Origin of the sequence: Nesterenkonia populi (genome assembly GCF_007994735.1) — a bacterium.
GTDB lineage: Bacteria > Actinomycetota > Actinomycetes > Actinomycetales > Micrococcaceae > Nesterenkonia > Nesterenkonia populi.
This window is the reverse complement of sequence record NZ_VOIL01000001.1, coordinates 1,569,543-1,589,865: the sequence shown is the minus strand read 5'-3', so window position 1 is coordinate 1,589,865 and position 20,323 is coordinate 1,569,543. Positions and strand designations below refer to the sequence as shown.

At 66.5% G+C, this 20,323-nt stretch carries 20 protein-coding genes; all 20 read right to left on the bottom strand.

The annotated features are described in order from the left end of the window. Nucleotides 1-4 precede the first annotated feature (4 nt). Nucleotides 5-2,035, bottom strand: a complete 2,031-nt coding sequence (locus FWJ47_RS07320; RefSeq protein WP_147106206.1) for a hypothetical protein — start codon at nt 2,033-2,035, stop codon at nt 5-7. 91 nt (nt 2,036-2,126) lie between these two features. After that, nucleotides 2,127-2,420 (bottom strand): hypothetical protein, encoded by a 294-nt coding sequence (locus FWJ47_RS07315; protein WP_147106203.1) that lies wholly within the window; start codon nt 2,418-2,420, stop codon nt 2,127-2,129. Nucleotides 2,421-2,513: 93 nt separating this feature from the next. Beyond that, nucleotides 2,514-3,206: an endonuclease NucS gene (gene nucS / locus FWJ47_RS07310; RefSeq protein ID WP_147106200.1), complete on the bottom strand. Its 693-nt coding sequence runs from the start codon at nt 3,204-3,206 to the stop codon at nt 2,514-2,516. A gap of 93 nt (nt 3,207-3,299) precedes the next feature. Further along, complete coding sequence (locus FWJ47_RS07305; RefSeq protein ID WP_147106197.1) at nt 3,300-3,572, bottom strand: F0F1 ATP synthase subunit epsilon; 273 nt, start codon at nt 3,570-3,572, stop codon at nt 3,300-3,302. A 6-nt stretch (nt 3,573-3,578) separates the two neighbouring features. Next, the gene (atpD, locus tag FWJ47_RS07300; RefSeq protein WP_147106194.1) at nt 3,579-5,039 is read right to left on the bottom strand and encodes a F0F1 ATP synthase subunit beta; all 1,461 of its coding nucleotides are present in this window, start codon (nt 5,037-5,039) and stop codon (nt 3,579-3,581) included. Between the two features lie 45 nt (nt 5,040-5,084). After that, complete coding sequence (locus FWJ47_RS07295; RefSeq protein ID WP_147106191.1) at nt 5,085-5,972, bottom strand: F0F1 ATP synthase subunit gamma; 888 nt, start codon at nt 5,970-5,972, stop codon at nt 5,085-5,087. 41 nt (nt 5,973-6,013) lie between these two features. Further along, complete coding sequence (atpA, locus tag FWJ47_RS07290) at nt 6,014-7,639, bottom strand: F0F1 ATP synthase subunit alpha (RefSeq protein ID WP_147106188.1); 1,626 nt, start codon at nt 7,637-7,639, stop codon at nt 6,014-6,016. 92 nt (nt 7,640-7,731) lie between these two features. Next, a complete protein-coding gene (locus tag FWJ47_RS07285; protein ID WP_147106185.1) occupies nt 7,732-8,541 on the bottom strand; it encodes a F0F1 ATP synthase subunit delta in 810 nt (269 codons plus the stop codon). Beyond that, on the bottom strand, nt 8,541-9,095 hold the full coding sequence (locus FWJ47_RS07280) for a F0F1 ATP synthase subunit B (RefSeq protein WP_147106182.1): 555 nt from the start codon (nt 9,093-9,095) through the stop codon (nt 8,541-8,543). Before FWJ47_RS07280 ends, FWJ47_RS07285 begins: the two co-directional genes overlap by 1 nt. A 75-nt stretch (nt 9,096-9,170) precedes the next feature. Next, nucleotides 9,171-9,374: an ATP synthase F0 subunit C gene (locus FWJ47_RS07275; protein WP_147106179.1), complete on the bottom strand. Its 204-nt coding sequence runs from the start codon at nt 9,372-9,374 to the stop codon at nt 9,171-9,173. 96 nt (nt 9,375-9,470) lie between these two features. After that, the gene (atpB, locus tag FWJ47_RS07270) at nt 9,471-10,274 is read right to left on the bottom strand and encodes a F0F1 ATP synthase subunit A (protein WP_147109123.1); all 804 of its coding nucleotides are present in this window, start codon (nt 10,272-10,274) and stop codon (nt 9,471-9,473) included. Nucleotides 10,275-10,478: 204 nt separating this feature from the next. Continuing rightward, nucleotides 10,479-10,841 (bottom strand): hypothetical protein, encoded by a 363-nt coding sequence (locus FWJ47_RS07265; protein ID WP_147106176.1) that lies wholly within the window; start codon nt 10,839-10,841, stop codon nt 10,479-10,481. A gap of 20 nt (nt 10,842-10,861) precedes the next feature. Continuing rightward, nucleotides 10,862-11,974, bottom strand: a complete 1,113-nt coding sequence (locus FWJ47_RS07260; RefSeq protein ID WP_147106173.1) for an MraY family glycosyltransferase — start codon at nt 11,972-11,974, stop codon at nt 10,862-10,864. Further along, entirely contained in the window at nt 11,971-12,639 is a 669-nt protein-coding gene (locus tag FWJ47_RS07255) for an L-threonylcarbamoyladenylate synthase (RefSeq protein WP_147106168.1), read from the bottom strand. The genes FWJ47_RS07260 and FWJ47_RS07255 overlap by 4 nt, the downstream gene beginning before the upstream one ends. Continuing rightward, a complete protein-coding gene (gene prmC / locus FWJ47_RS07250; protein WP_147106164.1) occupies nt 12,636-13,562 on the bottom strand; it encodes a peptide chain release factor N(5)-glutamine methyltransferase in 927 nt (308 codons plus the stop codon). The genes FWJ47_RS07255 and prmC overlap by 4 nt, the downstream gene beginning before the upstream one ends. Continuing rightward, the gene (prfA, locus tag FWJ47_RS07245) at nt 13,552-14,634 is read right to left on the bottom strand and encodes a peptide chain release factor 1 (protein ID WP_147109120.1); all 1,083 of its coding nucleotides are present in this window, start codon (nt 14,632-14,634) and stop codon (nt 13,552-13,554) included. The genes prmC and prfA overlap by 11 nt, the downstream gene beginning before the upstream one ends. Nucleotides 14,635-14,750: 116 nt before the next feature. Beyond that, on the bottom strand, nt 14,751-16,652 hold the full coding sequence (rho, locus tag FWJ47_RS07240; protein ID WP_147106161.1) for a transcription termination factor Rho: 1,902 nt from the start codon (nt 16,650-16,652) through the stop codon (nt 14,751-14,753). 199 nt (nt 16,653-16,851) lie between these two features. Further along, the gene (gene thrB, locus FWJ47_RS07235) at nt 16,852-17,847 is read right to left on the bottom strand and encodes a homoserine kinase (RefSeq protein WP_147106158.1); all 996 of its coding nucleotides are present in this window, start codon (nt 17,845-17,847) and stop codon (nt 16,852-16,854) included. Nucleotides 17,848-17,856: 9 nt separating this feature from the next. Continuing rightward, a complete protein-coding gene (gene thrC, locus FWJ47_RS07230) occupies nt 17,857-18,939 on the bottom strand; it encodes a threonine synthase (RefSeq protein ID WP_147106154.1) in 1,083 nt (360 codons plus the stop codon). A gap of 31 nt (nt 18,940-18,970) precedes the next feature. After that, a complete protein-coding gene (locus FWJ47_RS07225) occupies nt 18,971-20,299 on the bottom strand; it encodes a homoserine dehydrogenase (protein ID WP_425466005.1) in 1,329 nt (442 codons plus the stop codon). Between the last annotated feature and the right edge of the window lie 24 nt (nt 20,300-20,323).

Genomic DNA, 20,323 nt, shown 5'->3' with positions numbered 1-20,323 from the left:
TCGATCAGTCCTCGTCGTCGGTGTCTTCGTCCTCGTCGTCACCATTATCGCCGTTGTCGCTCTCAGAGTCCTCATCGTCCTCCGAGTCTTCGTCATCCGCGGACTCGTCGTCGTCCTCGTCAGCCGGCTCGTCGTCGTCCTCGGAGGCGTCCGCGTCAGCCTCTTCGTCCTCGCCCTCGGGCGGGAGAGCGCCGTCGTAGTCGTCGGCCCATTCGGGCACATCGATGTAGGCGGACTCCTCGACCTGCGAGATGCCGAGCAGGGTGATGCCCTGCTCATCGGTGTCCTCTTCGGGATCGAAGTCTGCGGGCACGTGCAGGAGCACAGAGTGGACCGTGGTCATCCGCGTAGGCCAGGTGGTCCAGTCAGTGCCGACGAAGGCTTCGATGAGGTCATTCTCGAGGTAGATCGTGTCACCCGACTCTTGGGGTGTGAACTCCATCGTCCGGGAGAAGTGCCCGGCGAGCAGCTGCGAGCCGTCCTGCAGCTCCAGGCCGGTCATCTCCTGGGAGACGTCCTCGAGGGAGAAGTCGATGTCAACGGCTTCAGCACCGTCGTTGATCTCTTCGTAGTACTCGTGCACGTCCTCGATGTAGATGCTCTCATCAACGTTCTGCCCGTAGTCGTGCTCAGCGTCTGAGAAGTACTCGGCCAGGCCGGACAGGAAGCCCTCGCCCTCCAGGGAGACAGAGCTGATGCCGCCCTCCTCCGGAGAGATCGCGGAGAACTCTGTGCCCGGCGCCATGGTGGTGCGGTGGATGAGGCGGTAGTTGTCCCGCACGTCGTCCTGCTCGAGGACGAGGATCTGGGGCAGCTCCTGGTCGGGGTGCTCGGTCATCACCACGGCCTGGCGGGGGAACTCCTGGTCGCTGGTGACCGCTGCGGAGACCACCTCGGTGCCGATCGGCTGCGGCATGTCCGTGTCAGCAATCTCGTTGTTGCGGTACGCGAGCTCTCGCATCTCCAGGGCGTGGTCGCCCACGCGCGGCTCAAGAAGCTCAGCGTCACCTTCCTCGTCGGCCTCCTCGACCACAGCGGCGAGGTCCTCAAGGATGCCGTCGAGCTGGGACTGCAGCAGAACGGAGTAGCCCTCCGAAGGCATCTCCCCCTCCACTTCAGCTTCGGCGTCCTCGTCCTCGGCGACGTCCTCGGCGTCCTCCTCAGAGGCATCGTCCTCGCCCGCTGCCTCGTCGTCCTCAGGCTGGTCCTCGTCAGGCTCGGCGGTCCCGTCGGCGTTCTCCTCCTCATCGGCGGATGCCGCGGGCTGGGAGGCGGGCAGGGCGTTCAGGCCCAGGGCCAGCGCCAAGGCCGCTGCGAGGGTTGTGGCAGCGCCGCCCCGGCCGGAGCCGGAACCCTCCTGCTGCTCTCCATCGGGGGCGTGGTCGATCTCGTAGCTGTCCATCTGGTCGTCCTTCCTGCGGCGGCGGGATCCCAGTGCCCAGTAGAAGAGAGCCACGGAGACGAGGAGCATCAGCCCGCCGCCGACGGTGAGCCAGATGGCCTGGCCGCGGGAGAAGAACTCAGTCTCGGTGGTGGTCACCGTGGCGGGGGCGGCCTCCTCGCCGTCGCGGAAGATCAGCAGCGCCCAGTCGCCGGAGTCATCGGGCGTGCTCCACCGGTACAGGAGCTCGCCCTCCTCCTCCTGGACTGCGACCCAGAGGTCAGAGTCGGCCGGGTTCTCAATGGTCTCCTCACCGTCGACGTATTCGGCCTCCACGTGGGAGTCCGCCTCGGGGTCCTCGGACTGGGCGACGCCCAGGATGCGGTTGTGGGCGACTCCGTCGAGCCAGGCGTCGATGTCGTAGGTGCGGCCGAGCGCCAGGGTGTACTCACCCTCCGCCTCGATGGTGAACTCTTCGCGGCCTTCCTCCTCGTCGATCAGCTCGTCGGTGACGACGGTGAAGGGGGCGTCCTCCACACCTTCGGGGTAGACGGTGTGGGACTCCTCGGCGGTGAAGCCGGTGAGCTCGTTGACGCCCATGGCCAGCAGCACGAGGCCGGCCAGGAACGCTGCGACAGCGGAGAGAAAACGCACTTTCAGGTGTCCTTGAGGTGGGAGGCGGGAGATGTTCAGCGCCTAAGAGTACCGAATATAACGAAATGGTTACAATCGGGCGCTGGGCGTGTCAGCCGATCCGCCAGCATTGGCTGTGCCAGTGCCTGCGCTCTTCCGCGGCGAACTGGTCGCCCAGGATGGAGTCGGCTCGCCAGGCGACGATATGCGGTGTTCCTGGTGGAATGCTTAACCGGCAGCCGGGGCATGTGTAGGGCTTCGACGCCTCGGTCCCGGGAATGTAGCGGACGTGATAGTCACCGTCTCGGCGGGAGACGCGGCCTGAGGAGATGCCGCCGGGGGCGAGGAACCCGGCGGACAGGGGACGGTGCTCCCGCTGCCACTTGCTGCTCCTGCGCTTGCCCATACCGATCATTTTCCCATGGCCTCGGGAGTGGCCCCTGGCCCTGCTCGCCGGCCGCAAGGCGGCCCTGGGCCTGTCAGGCGCCGCCGGAGCGGCTCAGAACAGCCGGGGCTCCCCAGCCTGTTCGCCCTTCATGTCCTCGTAGTCCAGTACGACGCACCGGATTCCCCGGTCCTCGGCGAGCGTGCGCGCCTGCGGCTTGATCTGCTGGGCTGCCAGCACTCCCGTCACGGGGGCGAGCAGGGGGTCCCGGTTGAGCAGGTCCAGGTAGCGGGTGAGCTGCTCGACACCATCGATGTCGCCGCGCCGCTTCAGCTCGACAGCCACGGTTCCGTCCGGTCCCTTGGCGAGGATGTCGACAGGGCCGATAGGTGTGACGTGCTCGCGGCGGATCAGGCTGTACCCGTTGCCGAGGCGGGTCATCTGCGCTGCCAGAAGCCGTTGGAGGTCTGCCTCCACACCGTCCTTGACGAGGCCAGGGTCGGTTCCCAGCTCGTGGGAGGAGTCGTGGTGGATCTCTTGGATGAGGATGCTGAGCGTGTCATCGGACTTCTCTGCGCTGACTGTCCACACTTCGGCGATACCGGCGTCGGCCTCGTCGCCGGCGGGCTCGCTGATCCGAAGGGCGGCCGGCGGCGACATCCAGTTCAAGGGCTTGTAGGAGCCGCCGTCGGAGTGGACCAGGACTGCGCCGTCGGCCTTGATCATCAGCAGGCGTGTGGCCAGCGGCAGGTGCGCATTGAGACGACCGGCGTAGGTGACGGAGCAGGTGGCAATGACGAGACGCACGGGCAGAGATCCTATCGGAGAGACCGAAGGGCCCCGGCAGCAGGTGGCTGACCGGGGCCCTTCGGGTGAGCGAGCGAAAAGTGAGGCTGGTGCTCAGGCTTCGGTGGTGAGGTCTGCGTCGTCGGCGACGATGGTGACTTTGTCGTCATCATCCACGGAGAAGAAGCCGCCGCTGGCGTGGGCCTTCACCGTGCCCGATTCGACCGACTTGATGACCACTTCGCCCTCGCCGAGCAGCGCAAGCATCGGGGTGTGCCCGGGGAGGATTCCCACCGCACCTTCGACGGTGCGTGCGGTGATCTCGTTGGCCTTCCCCTGCCACACGGCGTGGTCGCTGGCCACGATCTGGACGTCGAGCTCAGCCATGGCCGATCAGGACTCCTTCTGCATCTCGGCGTACTTGCGCTCGACGTCGTCGAGGCCGCCGATGTTGTAGAAGGCCTGCTCGGGGATGTGGTCGAGGTCACCGTCGGCGATGGCGTTGAAGCCTTCGATGGTGTCCTTGATCGGCACGGTGGAGCCCTCAACGCCGGTGAACTGCACAGCCGTGTAGGTGTTCTGCGAGAGGAACTGCTCGATCCGGCGTGCGCGGGACACGAGGATCTTGTCCTCCTCGGAGAGCTCATCGACGCCGAGGATGGCGATGATGTCCTGCAGCTCCTTGTTCTTCTGCAGGATCTGCTTCACGCGGGTGGCGCAGTCGTAGTGCTCCTGGCCGATGTACTGGGGGTCCAGAATGCGGCTGGTGGAGGTCAGCGGGTCCACGGCGGGATACAGGCCGCGGGAGGCGATCGCACGGTTCAGCTCGGTCGTCGCGTCCAGGTGTGCGAAGACGTTCGCCGGCGCGGGGTCGGTGTAGTCGTCGGCGGGCACATAGACGGCCTGCATCGAGGTGATGGAGCGGCCGCGCGTGGAGGTGATGCGCTCCTGAAGGACGCCCATCTCATCGGCGAGGTTGGGCTGGTAGCCCACTGCGGAGGGCATGCGCCCCAGCAGGGTGGACACCTCGGAGCCCGCCTGGGAGAAGCGGAAGATGTTGTCGATGAAGAGCAGCACGTCCTGCTCCTGCTCGTCACGGAAGTACTCCGCCATGGTCAGGGCCGAGAGGGCCACCCGGAGACGGGTTCCTGGGGGCTCATCCATCTGGCCGAACACCAGCGCGGTGTCCTTGAGGACGCCTGCCTCCTCCATCTCCACCCAGAGGTCGTTGCCCTCACGGGTACGCTCGCCGACGCCGGCGAACACGGAGGTGCCGCCGAAGTTGCGGGCCACACGGGTGATCATCTCCTGGATGAGCACGGTCTTGCCCACGCCGGCGCCCCCGAAGAGGCCGATCTTTCCGCCCTTGATGTAGGGGGTCAGCAGGTCGATGACCTTGATGCCGGTCTCCAGCATCTCGGTGGATCCCTCGAGCTGCGCAAAGTTGGGAGCCTTGCGGTGGATGCCCCAGCGGTCCTGGACGTCGAGCTCATCGATGTCCACGTCGAGGGTGTCTCCGAGAACGTTGAAGATGTGGCCCTTGACGACGTCGCCGACCGGAACGGTGATCGGAGAGCCGGTGTCCTGCACCGGGACGCCCCGGACCAGGCCGTCAGTGGCCTGGAGGGCGATGGCACGGACGATGTTGTCGCCCAGGTGGGCGGCCGTCTCGAAGGTGATCTTGCGGGTCTCGCCGCCGATGGTGAGCTCAGCGGTGAGGGCGCTGTACATGCCCGGGACCGCGTTGGCCGGGAACTCGATGTCCACGACCGGGCCGATCACGCGGGAGACGCGGCCGGTCGCACCGGGGGCCGGGGCCCCGGCGGGGCGCTGTTCTGCAGTAGTGGCAGTCATCACTTTCTCACTTCACTCGGTTGTGCTTGATGTCTTTGGTGCTGATCAGGAGGACAGTGCGTCGGCGCCGGCGATGAGCTCGGACAGCTCCTGGGTGATCTCGGCCTGACGGGCGTTGTTGCGCAGTCGGGTGTACTTCTCGATGAGGTCGCTGGCGTTGTCGCCCGCGGACTTCATGGCGCGCTGACGCGCTGCCAGCTCGGACGCGGAGGCCTCGAGCATGGAGGAGAAGATCCGGGACTCGATGTAGCGAGGCAGCAGCTCGTCGAGAACGTCGGCGGGGTTCGGCTCAAAGTCATACTGCGGAAGGTACCCGGCAGCCTGCTCATCGTCCTTGACCACGTTGAGCGGCAGGAGGCGGCGGACCGTCGGGTCCTGCTTCACCATGGACTCGAACTCCGTGTAGACCAGATAGATCTCGTCCACACCGCCCTCGTCGGTGTCCTCCGTGAATCGGTCAACAAGCGTCCTGCCGATCTCGCGGGAGCGTTCCACCTCAGGGCTGTCCGTGTTGCCGGACCAGACGGCGTCGTACTCGCGCTCACGGAAGTCGTAGAACTGCTGAACCTTCCGCCCGTAGAGGTAGGGGCGAGCTTCGATGCCGTCCTCCTTCAGGCGGGCCAGCAGCTGCTCGGACCGCTTGATGACGTTGGTGGAGTACGCGCCTGCCAGGCCGCGGTCGGAGCTCATGATCAGCACGGCTGCCCGCTTAGGCTCTTCGACCTTCTTGGTCAGGACGTGCTCGATCTCTTCCTGTCCGGCCACGGCCGCCACCGCACGGGTGATCGCCTCAGCGTAGGGCGTGGACGCCTGGGCGCGGTCACGGGCCTTCATGACCCGCGAGGTCGCGATCAGTTCCATCGCCTTGAAGATCTTCTTCATCGACGAGGTCGACTTGATCTTCTGGCGATAGACCCGGATCTGGGCTCCCATGTAAGTCCTTTCTCAGTCGGAGGAGGTCATGACGTCCCGGTTCAGGACGTCTTGATCTCTTCCTGGTCGATGTCCTGGTCGCTGAGGGCCTCGGCGGGCTCGTTGCCGACCACAGACTCCTTGCCATCGGCCTGGAACTGACGCTTGAAGTCCTCCATGCCCTGCTTCAGAGCGGAGACAGTGTCGTCCTCGAGCTTGCCGGTGGAGGCGATGTTGGTCAGCACGGAGGTCCTGCGCTTGAGATAGTCGATCCACTCGGTCTCGAAGCGCTTGATGTCGGCGGTGTCGACCTCATCCAGGTGACCCTGTGCGCCTGCCCAGATGGAGGCGACCTGCTCCTCAACGGGGAAGGGGCTGTACTGGGCCTGCTTGAGCAGCTCGGTCTGGCGCTCACCCCGGGTCAGCTGCTTACGGGTCGCGGGGTCCAGGTCCGATGCGAACATCGCGAAGGCCTGCATGTCCCGGTACTGAGCGAGATCCAGCTTCAACGTGCCGGAGACCTTCTTCAGCGCCTTGGTCTGCGCAGCACCGCCGACGCGGGAGACCGAGATTCCGACATCCACCGCGGGACGCTGGTTGGCGTTGAAGAGGTCCGACTGCAGGAAGATCTGGCCGTCGGTGATGGAGATGACGTTGGTGGGGATGAATGCGCCCACGTCGTTGGCCTTGGTCTCGATGATGGGCAGACCCGTCATCGAACCGGCGCCCATCTCGTCGGAGAGCTTGGCGCAGCGCTCAAGCAGACGGGAGTGCAGGTAGAAGACATCGCCCGGGAACGCCTCGCGTCCCGGCGGGCGGCGCAGCAGCAGGGAGATCGCGCGGTAGGCCTCAGCCTGCTTGGAGAGGTCGTCGAAGATGATGAGGACGTGCTTGCCGCCATACATCCAGTGCTGGCCGATGGCCGAGCCCGCGAAGGGCGCCAGGTATTTGTAGCCCGAAGGGTCGGACGCGGGCGCTGCCACGATGGTGGTGTAGTCCAGCGCACCGTTCTCGGCAAGGGTCTGGCGGACACCAGCAATGGTGGACGCCTTCTGGCCGACAGCGACATAGATGCAGCGCACCTGCTTGTCGACGTCGCCGGACTCCCAGTTGTCCTTCTGGTTCAGGATCGCGTCGATGCCGATGGCGGTCTTGCCGGTCTGGCGGTCACCGATGATCAGCTGGCGCTGGCCGCGGCCGATCGGGATCATCGCGTCGATGGCCTTGATGCCGGTCTGCAGCGGCTCGCCGACTGACTGGCGCTGGGTCACGGTGGGGGCCTGGAGCTCCAGAGCACGGCGGCCCTCTGCTTCGATCTCGCCGAGGTCGTCGATGGGGTTGCCCAGCGGGTCCACCACGCGGCCGAGGAACTTGTCGCCCACCGGCACGGAGAGGACCTCACCCGTACGGGTCACCTCCTGCCCCTCTTCGATGCCGGAGAACTCGCCGAGGACGACGACGCCGATCTCGCGGGTGTCGAGGTTCTGGGCCAGGCCCAGGGTGCCGTCCTCGAAGCGCAGCAGCTCATTGGACATGGCCGAGGGAAGTCCCTCAACACGGGCGATGCCGTCGGCCGCCGAGATCACGCGTCCGACCTCGGTCTTCTCTGCGCTGCCGGGCTCGTAGGACGCGGCAAAATCGTTCAGTGCATTGCGGACGTCATCGGCGTTGATGGTCAAGTCGGCCATCTGCGTCTCCTGCTCTCCTGGTTCATCAGGCCTGGTCTCAGGCCTTGAGGTGGTCTGTAAGAAGTTCTGTTCGCTTCCCAGGCTAAACCCGGTCAGCTGGTGATGTTTCGGTTCAGGCTGTTGAGCCGTGAGGCCACAGTGGAGTCGACGACTTCGTCGCCCACCTCGACGCGAATTCCTCCGACGACGCTGGGGTCGACGGCGACGTCGAGCCGCAGCTCTCGGCCGAAGTACCGGTTGAGGCCTGCCGAGAGCTTCTCCAGGTAGGACGCATCGAGGTTCTTCGCCACAGTCACCTGAGCGATCCAGCGCTGCTGGCGCGCGGCGACCTGCTCTGCGAATTGCTCCAGCAAGGCTGCCGGACGCAGGCCACGAGGAGCGGCGACCGCCCGGTCGATGAGAAGCCGGGCCTCGGAGCTCGCCTCGGGGCTCAGCCGGGCGGCCAGCTTCTGCTTCGCCTCGGCTGGGGCCTGGCCGTCAGTCAGTGCATGCTGCAGCTCATGGGAGTCCGCAACAGTGCGGCGGAAGCCGAGCAGCTGGGACTCCAGCTCAGTGAGCCCCTCAAGCCCGTCGCGCTCAGCAACGGCGGACACCGCGGTCACGGCCAGCGACTCCACTGCATCGGCGAGATCTCGGTCCTTGCTCCACCGTCGGGAGGCGACTGCCTCCAGCACGGTGACTGTGGTCTCCGAGACCTTGTCGCCGAACAGCCTGCGCACCACGGCGGCCCGATCTGCGGGCTCACGTGCCGGGTCTGTCAGCGATCGGCGCAGCGATGCGGAGCCGTCGACGACATCCAAGCCTGCGAACAGCTCATCGGCCACCTTCAGGTCAGCCGTGCGGAGGGTCTCCGCCAGGTCTGACTGCAGGCTTGCGAAGGATTCGCTGGTCACCGCTGCCATTACTTGGCTGCTCCTGCCTGCTCGGCGTCGAGGTCAGCCAGGAAACGGTCCACCACGCGCTGGGAGCGAGCGTCATCCTCGAGGGCCTCGCCGATGACCTTGCCGGCGAGATCAGTCGCGAGCGCGCCGACATCAGCCCTCAGGGAGGACGCGGCAGCCGCACGCTCAGCCTCGATCTGGGCCTGTGCCTGCTCACGGATGCGAGCAGACTCGGAAGCCGCCTTCTCCTGCGCCTCAGCAACGATCTGAGCGGCCTCGGAACGAGCCTCCTCACGAATCTGGGATGCCTCAGTGCGGGAGTCTGCGAGATTCTTCTCGTACTTGGCCTTCAGGGCCTCAGCCTCAGCCTTGGCCTCCTCAGCCTCGTTGATGCCGCCCTCGATGGCAGCCACGCGCGCCTGGTAGGTCTCTTCGAACTTCGGCGCCACATACTTCACGATGATGAAGAGCAGCACCAGGAAGCAGACAGCCGCAGTGCCGGCCTCCCACCAGTTGGCCACCAGTGGATTGCCGCCGTTGTCCTCTGTGGCGCGCATCGCGTCTGCGCTGATCATGTCTACACCTTTTCTCTAAGGGATTGTCATGGAACGTCGTCGGGCGCTGCAGGCCCGACAGCGAGTGACAAAGGATCAGGCGATGAGGACCAGCACGAATCCGATGATGGCGAGGGCCTCAACAGCGGCGAAGCCGACGAACAGCATCGGCTGCAGGATGCGGGAGACCTCGGGCTGGCGAGCCACAGCCTGGAAGTAGGAGTAGAAGATCAGGGCCACGCCGATGGCGGAGCCAAGGGCTGCGATGCCGTAACCGATCAGGTTGAGTGAGCCTTCCATGTTCTCTCTTTCTGTGAGATAGCTGGCTCTGGAGCCAGCGGGACACTTGGTGGTTCTTGCTTATTCAGTTGGAAGTGCGGGGAGGGCCCGACGCCGTCAGTGGGCGTCGACCTCAATGGCCTGCTGGATGTACACCGACGTCAGCAGGGTGAAGACCAGAGCCTGGATGACCATCAGCAGGAGCTCGATGAAGTACATGGGGATGACGCCGACGATGGCAGCGATGCCTCCGATGGTCATCGCACCGCCCTGGTCGAACATGTACTCGGCACCGACCGCTGCGGTGAGCATGATCATGTGCCCGGCCAGCATCACGGCCATAATACGAAGGGAGTGGGTCAGCGGCCGGACGATGTAGTTCGAGACGATCTCCAGCGGGACCAGGATGATGTACATGATCTTCGGCACGCCCGAGGGCGCCACGGAGAGCCAGAAGAACTTGGGGCCGTGCTTCTGCAGGCCGACGCCGATCCAGGTCACGTACATGATCGCTGCCATGGCGTAGGCCACGCCTGCGTGGGAGAAGGTCGGCATCTGGATCAGCGGGATCGCTCCGGTGAGATTGTTCACCAGGACGAAGACGAAGACCGCGAACAGGAACGGGATCCAAGGCTTGAAGTGCTTCTCGCCGAGGACGTCCCGGGCGATGGTCTGGCGCACGAAGCCGTACACAGACTCTGCGATGAACTGGGTGCGGGTCGGCACCAGCGACTTCTTGCGGATCGCCGCGCTGAAGAACCACACGATGAAGACGACCGAAAGAATGAGGACGAGCATGGCCAGCCCGAAGAAGGTTCCCCATTCTGCTCCCCACGGAATCATGTCCGGCAGGTGAGTATCGTTGATCGTAGGCGGCTGGAACCCACCCTCATCGGCGGCTCTCAGGGCTAGCGATGACAAACGCTGGTCCTCTCGGTGGTCGTCGATGAGCCTGAGCAGATTCAGACCCATATATGTGATGCGAGGAAAGTCAGTGCGAGGAACGTTCCTCAGACCGTCCGTCAGCCTATCAAAGCTGACGTGGTCCAGGGCACGTCCGGCCGCTCCGCAAACATTACTACACGTTGTAGAAGATCTGCATCACCGCACCCGGCATGCCCGTGCCTACTCCACCGGAACGCGCATCCGCCAGACGCCGCGCACCAGCATCGCCTGCCAGACGAACAGCACCACCACTACGGCCACGGCGGTCCACGCTGTGTCCAGCCACTGCGGGATGGGCACAGTCAGGAGCAGCCCTCCGATCAGCAGCACTTTGACCAGCAGACTGGCCAGAAGCACTGCCGGCCCCCATTCCGGCCTGCGGTGCTGCGTCAGGGCAAAGAGGCCCAGAGAGATGAGGAAGAGCACCAGGACAGCTCCGCCCACCATCCCGGCCGAACCTGCCGCCGCTCCTCCCCCGATCAGCGCAGCAAGCGCCACCACCGCCGCCAGGGAGATCGCTCCTACGAGCGATGTGCTGATCACAATGCTTCTCCAGCTGGTTCTCATGGGGCACCTCTCATACGCATCAGACTGCGGAAATGGGGGATGAACGTCAGAACAGCCGCAGCCACCAGGGCCGTCCCCATGCCGAGGACCACCCATCTCCACGGAAAGAAGTTGAACGAGACGCCCCCGAAGGCGACGATCGCCGCCCACAGGTAGAGCAGCAGGACTGCCTGCGGATGCGAGTAGCCGGCGTCGAGCAGCTTGTGATGCAGGTGCCCTCGGTCCGGGGAGAACGGGGAGGCGCCCCGGGCCGCCCGACGGATGACGGCGAGAACGAGGTCCAGCATCGGCAGGATCATCACCGCCAGCGGCAGCAGCATCGGCATGTAGGCAGGGACGTTCATGAACCGGAAGCTGTCTTCGTAGAGCTCGATAGAAGCTGTCACGACCAAGGCGCCTGCCGCCATCACGGTGCCCAGCAGCATCGCGCCGGTGTCGCCCATGATGACTGAGGAAGGGTGAAAATTGTGCGGCAGGAAGCCCAGACAGGATCCCACCAGCACCGCCATCAGCAGCGTGGTGAGGTTCGAAGCGGTGAACTCATGCAGCTGCAGAGTCAGCATGTAGCTGTAGAGGAAGAAGGCCGCCCCCCCGATGCCGGCCACCCCTGCCGCGAGCCCGTCCAGACCATCGATGAAGTTGAAGGCGTTGATGGTCGCCACCACCACAAAGACAGTCAGCACCGCCTGAAGCAGCGTGTTGTCCAGCTCGAAGCGCCCCATCGGGGCCACCTCCAGCCGGGTTCCCGAGACCACAAGAATCACACCTGCGCCGATCTGGGCGACAAGCTTGGTGACCCAGTGGATGTCCCAGGCATCATCCGCCAATCCGGTGAAGAGGATGAGCGTCATCGCGGCGATGATTCCGACCACCCTCGCCGGCTCCTCGAAAAGTCCGGACAGGTAGGGGATCATCGCCGCAACACCGAGGGCCGCGATCATCCCGAAGTACATGGCCAGCCCGCCCCACCGCGGTTTGACCTGCGTATGGATGTCCCGGGCGCGGATCGGAGTGTAGATGCCCAGGCGCAGCCCCAGCCTGCGCACAGGCGGAGTCAGCAGAAAGGTCACGACGGCGGAGACCGCCAGCACGATGAGGAAGTAGATCATGAAGCCGGGGCAGGCTCCTCATCGATGCCGAGCACCTCAGGGACCACCGCGCGCAGCTCAGCCAGGGGGATCGCTCCCTCGCGCACGACCTTCGGCCGCTCCCGGGTGCAGTCCACGATGGTTGATGCCGGGGTGCTCACCCGCTCACCGTCCTCCAGGTACACGGCGACGGACTGAGCGAGCATCTCCTCTGCCTCCATGGCGCTGGCGGCTGCCGGCATGCCGGTGCGGTTGGCGGAGGAGACAGCCATGGGGCCGACGGTTCCGAGCAGCTCAAGGGCCACCTCATCCGCGGGCATCCGCAGGGCCACGGTTCCGCGGGTCTCCCCCAGGTCCCAGGCGAGGGAGGGCTGGGACCGCAGGATCAGGGTGAGGCCGCCGGGCCAGAAGCTCTCTGCAAGGCTCCGGGCCTCCTCAGGTATGTCTGCGGCCAGCGCGTCCATCACCTCCGGGCGTGCGAGGAGCACAGGCGGCGGCATCGAGCGGTTGCGGCCCTTCGCCGCCAGCAGCACGGCCACCGCCTGGGGCGAGAAGGCGTCGGCACCGATGCCGTACACCGTGTCCGTGGGGAGCACCACGGCCTCCCCGCGCTGGACGGCCTCTTTGGCGGCGGCGATCCCCTCTGCTCGGGTCTGCGGGTCAGCGGCGTCGAAGGTCTGGCTCACGCGCGGTATTCTTCCATGCCGTCGCCGGGCTCCTGGGCATTCGCCCCAGGCCTGTGGCGCGCAGAGGTGGCCCGGGGCCGCCCGGTGAAGTCCTCATGGGTGCAAACGTCATCCAGATCTGGGGCCGCCGAGCATATTCGGCGCAGCTCCTCGGCCTGCACCTCCGCATGCTCCAGGATGAGCAGTCCGCCGGGAACCAGCACGCGCTCAGCGGTGCTGATCACCGCGCGGGGAAGCTCCAGACCGTCCTCTCCCCCGCCGTAGAGCGCCGTCTCGGGGTCGTAGGCGTGCACCTCCGGGTCAGCCGGCACCATCGAGGAGGGGATGTACGGAGGATTGGAGACGACGACGTCGAACCCGCCCTCCGCGAAGTCCCGCAGGTCCTGCTGATGCAGGGTCACTCCTGCCGAGCCCTCCGGCAGGCGGGCGAAGTTCAGCTCCGCCCAGGCCGCAGCGTCCGCGGAGACCTCCACGGCGTGGACTTCGCACTGGGGCCGCTCCGCGGCGACTGCTGCCGCGATGGCGCCGGTGCCGGTGCCGAGATCCACTATGCGCGCAGAGGCGGCGCCCTGGGAGACGATCCGGTCGATCTCGGCCAAGACGACGTCGACCACCGTCTCGGTCTCCGGGCGCGGGATGAACGCCCCTGGCCCCACTCTCAGCTCCAAAGTGCGGAAGGGCGCCGTGCCTGTGAGGTGCTGCAGCGGCACGCGCCGGGCTCGCTCCGCGACGAGGACCTCCAGCTCTCCAGCCGCAGCCTCGTCGATGATGGATCCGGTCAGTCCCTTGATCTGCACCTCTCCCCTGCTGAGGCTCAGCACATGGCCGGCCAGCAGCTCGGCGTCCACGCGTGGAGTCGGCACGCCGGCCTGAGCAAGCTGGGCCGCAGCATCGCGCAGCAGGGTGTGAAGGTCAGTCGTCATGCTCGGAGAGGGCCGCCAGCCGCTCAGCCTCGTCCATCTGTATGCAGGATTGGATGACGGCCTCCAGATCTCCGTTGATGACGGCGTCGAGGTTGTAGGCCTTGTATCCGGTGCGGTGATCGGCGATCCGGCTCTCCGGGAAGTTGTAGGTGCGGATGCGCTCAGAGCGGTCCATGGTCCGCACCTGGGATTTGCGGGCCTCGGCGTTCTCAGCGTCGATCTGCTCCTGCTGGTGCGCGAGCAGACGGGAGCGCAGCACGCGCATCGCTGCCTCACGGTTCTGCAGCTGAGACTTCTCGTTCTGCATGGAGACCACAATGCCGGTGGGCTCATGGGTGAGGCGGACCGCAGAGTCCGTGGTGTTCACGCTCTGTCCGCCGGGGCCGGAGGAGCGGAAGTAGTCGATGCGCAGGTCGTTCTGGCTGATCTCGACCTCCTCCGGCTCATCCACCTCAGGCATGACGAGCACCCCCGCGGCTGAGGTGTGGATGCGACCCTGCGACTCGGTCTCCGGCACACGCTGAACCCTGTGCACCCCGCCCTCGAACTTCAGGTGGGCGAAGACACCCTCGGCGGGGTCGTTGGAGCTGCCCTTGACAGCAATCTGCACGTCTTTGTACCCGCCGGCCTCAGAGGGCGTGGCGGCGAGCAGCTCGGTCTTCCAGCCTTTCGCGTCCGCGTACCGGGTGTACATCCGCAGCAGGTCTCCGGCAAAGATGGCCGCCTCGTCGCCGCCGGCGCCGCCCTTGATCTCCACGATCGCGTTGCGGGCGTCGTTCTCGTCACGCGGGATGAGCATCCGCAGCAGCCGCTCGGAGGCCTCCTCCAGGTCACCCTTCAGCTGGGGCACCTCAGCGGCCAGCTCGGAGTCCTCATCCGCCATCTCTTCCGCCGCGGCCAGGTCCTCCTGCAGGCCCTTCCAGCGCCTGTGGGCCTCCACCACACCGTTGAGCCGTGCGTAGCGGCGGCCCAGCCGGCGGGCCAGCGCCTGATCATTGTGGGTCTCGGGGTCGGCCATCTGCTGCTGGATCTCAGCGTGCTCCTCCAGCATCGAGTCGACCGAGTCGAACATGCGCGGATTGATCTCTAGGCTCATCGTGACTTTCTGGGTGGTGCGGCGTGGGGCGGGTCCAGATCCGAAAAGACCCCGCCGGCGCTTCTGATGCCGACGGGGTCTTCTCCGGGACGCTACTTGCCGTTGTCGCCCAGGGTGGTCTTCTGGGTGAGCATGAGGAACTCAGCGTTGGACTGGGTCTCCTTCAGCTTGGACATCAGCAGCTCGAGGCCCTGCTGCTGGTCAAGGCCGGAAAGGACCCTGCGCAGCTTCCACATGATCTTGACCTCGTCGGGGCTGAGCAGGGCCTCCTCCCGACGGGTGGAGGAGGCGGTGACGTCCACGGCAGGGAAGATGCGCTTGTCGGCCAGCTGGCGGGACAGGCGCAGCTCCATGTTGCCGGTGCCCTTGAACTCCTCGAAGATGACCTCGTCCATCTTGGATCCGGTCTCCACCAGTGCGGTGGCGAGGATGGTCAGGGAGCCGCCGTTCTCGATGTTGCGGGCGGCGCCGAAGAACCGCTTGGGCGGGTAGAGGGCGGAGGCGTCCACACCGCCGGAGAGGATCCTGCCGGAGGCGGGGGCCGCCTGGTTGTAGGCGCGGCCCAGGCGGGTCATGGAGTCCAGCAGCACGACGACGTCCTTGCCGAGCTCCACCAGTCGCTTGGCCCGCTCGATGGCGAGCTCGGCGACGGTGGTGTGGTCGTCGGCGGGCCGGTCGAAGGTGGAGGCGATGACCTCACCGTCGACAGTGCGCTGCATGTCGGTGACCTCTTCAGGGCGCTCGTCGACGAGCACCATCATCAGGTGCACCTCAGGGTTGTTCTGCTTGACGGCGTTGGCCACCGCCTGCAGGATCATCGTCTTGCCGGCCTTCGGCGGCGAGACGATGAGACCGCGCTGGCCCTTGCCGATGGGCGAGATCAGGTCGATCACACGGGGGCCGACAGCCTTGGGGTCGTTGGACTCCAGGCGCAGGCGCTCCTGCGGGTAGAGCGGGGTGAGCTTGCTGAAGTCGACCCGCTCGCCATTGGACTCGACCGGGCGGCCGTTGACCTTCTCAACCTTCACCAGAGCGTTGAACTTCTGGCGGTTCTTGCCGCCCTTCTGGTTGCGGCCGCCGCCCTGGGGCTGCTCGGTGCCGCCGCCCTCGCCAGGGGCCTTGATGAACCCGGTGATGACGTCGCCCTTGCGCAGGCCGCTCTTCTTCACCTGCTGCATGGAGACGTAGACGTCATTCTGGCCGGGCAGGTAGCCGGAGGTGCGGACGAACGCGTAGTTGTCCAGCACGTCGAGGATGCCGGCGATCGGAATCAGCTGGTCGCTGTCGGTCACCTGCTCATCGCCGTCGTGCTCCGGGCCGCGGCCGCGCTTGTTCCGGTCCTTGCGGTTGCGGTTGCGGCGGTTGCGGCCGCGTCCGCCGCCCTCGCCGTCGCCCTGACCGTCCTGGTCGTTTCCGCGGCGCTCGTCCTGCCGGCCGCCGTCCTGCTGGGGCTGCTGGTCAGCGCTGCTGCGGTCCTCAGCGCCGGCCTGGCCACCGTCATCGCTCTTCGAGGGCTGCTCATTGCCGCCCTCAGCGCTGTCCTGGCCTTCGCCGCCGCGGTTCCGGTTGCGACGGTTCCGGTTGCGGCTGCGTCCGCCGCCCTGCTGCTCACCGTCGTTCGGCGAGGCCTGCTGGCCAGTGCCCGGGGAGGACTGCTCAGTCTGCTCCTCGTTCTGCCCGCCGATCTTCTCAGCGCTGCGCTCGGCAGCACCGTTCTTCTCCGCGGACTGGGCGGGCTCGGATGCGGCGTCGTCCTGCGCCGGCTTCTCGTCCTGGGACTTCTTCTCTGCGAAGCTGCCGCCGCGCTGGTGGGCGGAGATGGCCTGCACCAGGTCAGACTTGCGCATCCGGGAGGCCCCGGGGATGCCGAGCTGGGAGGCGAGAGTCTTCAGCTGCGGAAGCTTGAGGCCGGCGAGTCCTCCGCCGGCGGCCGAGCTGCTTCCGTTCTGCTCAGCGCTGTCGACCTCGGTGGTCGCAATGGTGCTTTCTGTCACGAAGGTTTCCTTCTCCCTCGTCGGGCAGGCTCAATGAGCGTCGTGGCGTGTATTGGCCTGCGGTCTCATCAACGGCGCATCAGAAGTCACCGTCGGAATTGCACGACCAGCTCTCCATAAGAATTGATGCACTCTGCATGGGAGAGCTGTGATGATCCCCGGTGCAGCGGAATCTGCGCAGACCTATGATCTGATCGCATCACTGCGGGGTTGGCTCCACTGTAACACCTGTATCGGTGATAGGCAGGATCTGAGGGCTGAAGCGGTGCGAGCCCGCCTGTTCGGCGTCCCAGGCCGCGATCCGCTCGGCCACGTGCCGGGCCTCGTTCTTCCGGGTCAGCACAAGCACCGTGGGACCTGCCCCGGAGATCACTGTCGCCCGCCCCTCAGCCCGGAGAGCGTCCACCAGGCTCATCGAGGCGGGGAAGGCCGAGCGCCGGTACTCCTGGTGCAGGGAATCCTCGGTAGCCTCCAGCAGCAGGTCCGGGTCCCGGGTAAGGGCATGCACCAGCAGGGCCGAGCGGGATGAGTTCCGAGCCGCCTCGGCGTGCGGCACCTCCGCCGGCAGGAGCCCGCGGGCAGCTTGGGTGGACTGCACGAAATCAGGGACTGCCGCCACGCAGGTCAGATCCGGGTGCAGCTCAAGCCGGGCCGTCCCGAAGATCCGTGTGCCGCCCTCCGCGGGGCTGCGCTCCCAGGAGACGGCCGCTCCTCCGCGCAGCGCGGGGACGTAGTTGTCCGGATGCCCTTCAAGGCGGGATCCGATCTGCAGACGCTCATCCTCGCTGAGCTCACCCTCCGGGGTCTCGGCCAGCAGCTGGGAGGCAAGCTCCACGGCGGTGGCGATCGCCGCGGCTGAGGACCCCAGGCCGCGGGAGTGCGGGATCACGTTCTGCGCCCGGACGTGCAGGTCCGGCAGGCGGCAGCCGCGCTGGGCGAGGATCTTCTCGACGACGGCGATCACCAGGTGGGAAGCATCCTGCGGCAGGTCTGCGGCACCCTCGCCGGTGATGGCCACGCTGACCCGCGCAGCCTCGGAGCGGCTCCGCGGCGCTGCGGTCACCTCGATGGTGTCGCGCAGCTCCAGGGCGAGCCCCATGCTGTCATAGCCCGGACCCAGATTGGCGCTGGTCGCGGGGACGGTGAGGGCAAAGCGGCGCGTGCGGCGCAGCGGCTCGGCCAGTTCGGCAGACATCGTCTCAGCTCAGAGGCCCAGGGTGCGGGCGACGGTCTCAACGTCTGCGGGCACCTGGGTCGTGAAGTCGCGGGCCCCGTCGGCTCCGAGAACCTCGGGGTTGTTCACCGCCCAGTCGGCATCCTTCAGCCCGTGGCCGGTCACCGTGATCACCCAGCTCCTGCCGGCGGGAACCTGGCCGGCCGCATGCTTGGCCAGCAGGCCGGCTACGCCGGATGCCGATGCTGGCTCCACGAAGACTCCCTCCTTGGCGGAGAGCCACCGATGGGCGTGGAGGATCTGCTCGTCCGTGACGGCCTCGATCAGACCGCCTGATTCGTCCCTCGCTGCTTCGGCAGACTCCCAGGAGGCAGGCTTGCCGATGCGGATGGCGGTGGCCACCGTGTCCGGCTCGGTGATGGGATGGCCGGCGACGATCGGCGCCGCACCCGCAGCCTGGAAGCCCCACATGGTGGGCGTCTGGGTGGCCGGGCCGTCCTCGTGATACTCCCGGTAGCCCTTCCAGTAGGCAGTGATGTTGCCGGCGTTGCCGACGGGCAGCAGGTGGTAGTCAGGTGCGTCTCCGAGGGCGTCCACCACCTCGAAGGCTGCCGTCTTCTGTCCTTCGATGCGGTTGGGGTTCACGGAGTTCACCAGGAAGACCGGGTAGGACTCGGAGAGCTTGCGGGCGATCTCCAGGCCGTCGTCGAAGTTTCCGTCGATCTGAATGATCTCCGCGCCGTGGGCGACCGCCTGGGAGAGCTTGCCGACGGCGATGTTCCCGGCGGGCACCAGCACGGCGCAGGTCAGCCCCGCCTGGGTGGCGTAGGCCGCTGCGGAGGCTGAGGTGTTGCCGGTGGAAGCGCACACCACCGCTTTGGCCCCCTCTGCCACGGCGGCGGTGATAGCCATGGTCATACCGCGGTCCTTGAAGGATCCGGTGGGGTTCATCCCCTCGACCTTCAGATGGACCTCGCCCTCGACCAGCTTGGAGAGGTGGGGGGCGTGCACCAGAGGTGTCCCGCCCTCCCCCAGGGTGATGACCCGGGTGTCCTCGGTGACCGGGAGGCGGTCGGCGTACTCGTTGATGACTCCGCGCCACAGATGGGCCATGGGGTCTCTCCTTCTTGTGTGCGGCTGAGGGCTACTGCTCGACTTCGACCCGGAGCACGGAGCTGATGGACTTCACCACGTCCAGGGACTCCAGCGTCTCCACAGTGGCCCGGAGGTGCTCCTCCTTGGCCTGGTGAGTGACGATCTGGACCTGGGCGCCGGCGTCGCCGCGGCCGGCCTCCTCCACCTCGCCCTCGGGGCTGACGGAGCCGGGCTGACGCATCGACTCAATGGAGACTCGATGATCTGCCAGGACCCGGGCGATCTCTGCGATCACGCCCTCCTGGTCGGCAACTTGCATATCGATGTAGTACTGGGTCTCCGCGGCATCGATGGTCAGCGCGTGCAGGTCCTCAGCATCGGAGAGAAGCGGGGTCTCCGGGACCGCCGACCGGATGCGGCGGGCCACTGCCACCACATCGCCCATGATGGCGCTGGAGGTGGGAACCCCGCCGGCGCCCTGGCCGTAGAACATCAGCTCACCGGCGCTCTCGGCAACCACAAAGACCGCGTTGAACGCGCCCCGGACGGTGGCCAGCGGGTGGGTGCGGGCCAGCAGGGTGGGGTGCACGCGCAGCACCGCTCCGCCGTTCTGCCGCTCAACGATGGCGAGCAGCTTGATGACGTAGCCGGAGGAGGCCGCGGCCTCGATGTCTTCCTGAGTGACCTCACGGATGCCCTGGCAGTAGACGTCCTCCAGGGTGAAGGGAGCGTGGAAGGCGAGCGTGCCGAGGATGGCCGCCTTTGCCGCGGCGTCGTGCCCGTCCACATCGGCGCTGGGGTCAGCCTCCGCGTAGCCGAGCTTCTGGGCTTCGGCCAAAGCGTCGTCGAAGGCGGCGCCGGTGGTGTCCATCTGGTCGAGGATGTAGTTGGTGGTGCCGTTGACGATGCCCATCACCTTGGTGATGCGGTCTCCCGAGAGAGAATCCTCGATGGGCCGCAGAATGGGGATGGCCCCGCCCACGGAGGCCTCGTACCGCAGCAGGGCACCGGTCTCGGCCGCCAACGCGTGCAGCTCGTCCCCGCGTGCTGCCAGCAGCGCCTTGTTGCCTGTGACTACGGCGGTTCCCTGCCGAAGCGCCCGCTCCACCAGCGCCCCGGCCGGCTCGAAGCCGCCGATCAGTTCGATGACGAGATCCGCCTCGTCCACCAGCGCCTCGGCGTCGGTGGTGAGCAGCTCCTTGGGGATGCGCCAGTCACGGGGGGTCTCCACGTCGCGGACGGCGACGCCGGCGACGCGCACAGGGGCTCCGACGCGGGCAGAGATCAGCTCCCGCTCCTCGACCAGTGTGCGGGCGACCTGCGCCCCGACGCTTCCTGCGCCGAGCAGGCCGATAGTGATGGGCTCTGCCACGTTCACCCCTTCATCAGTTGCGGTGTGCAT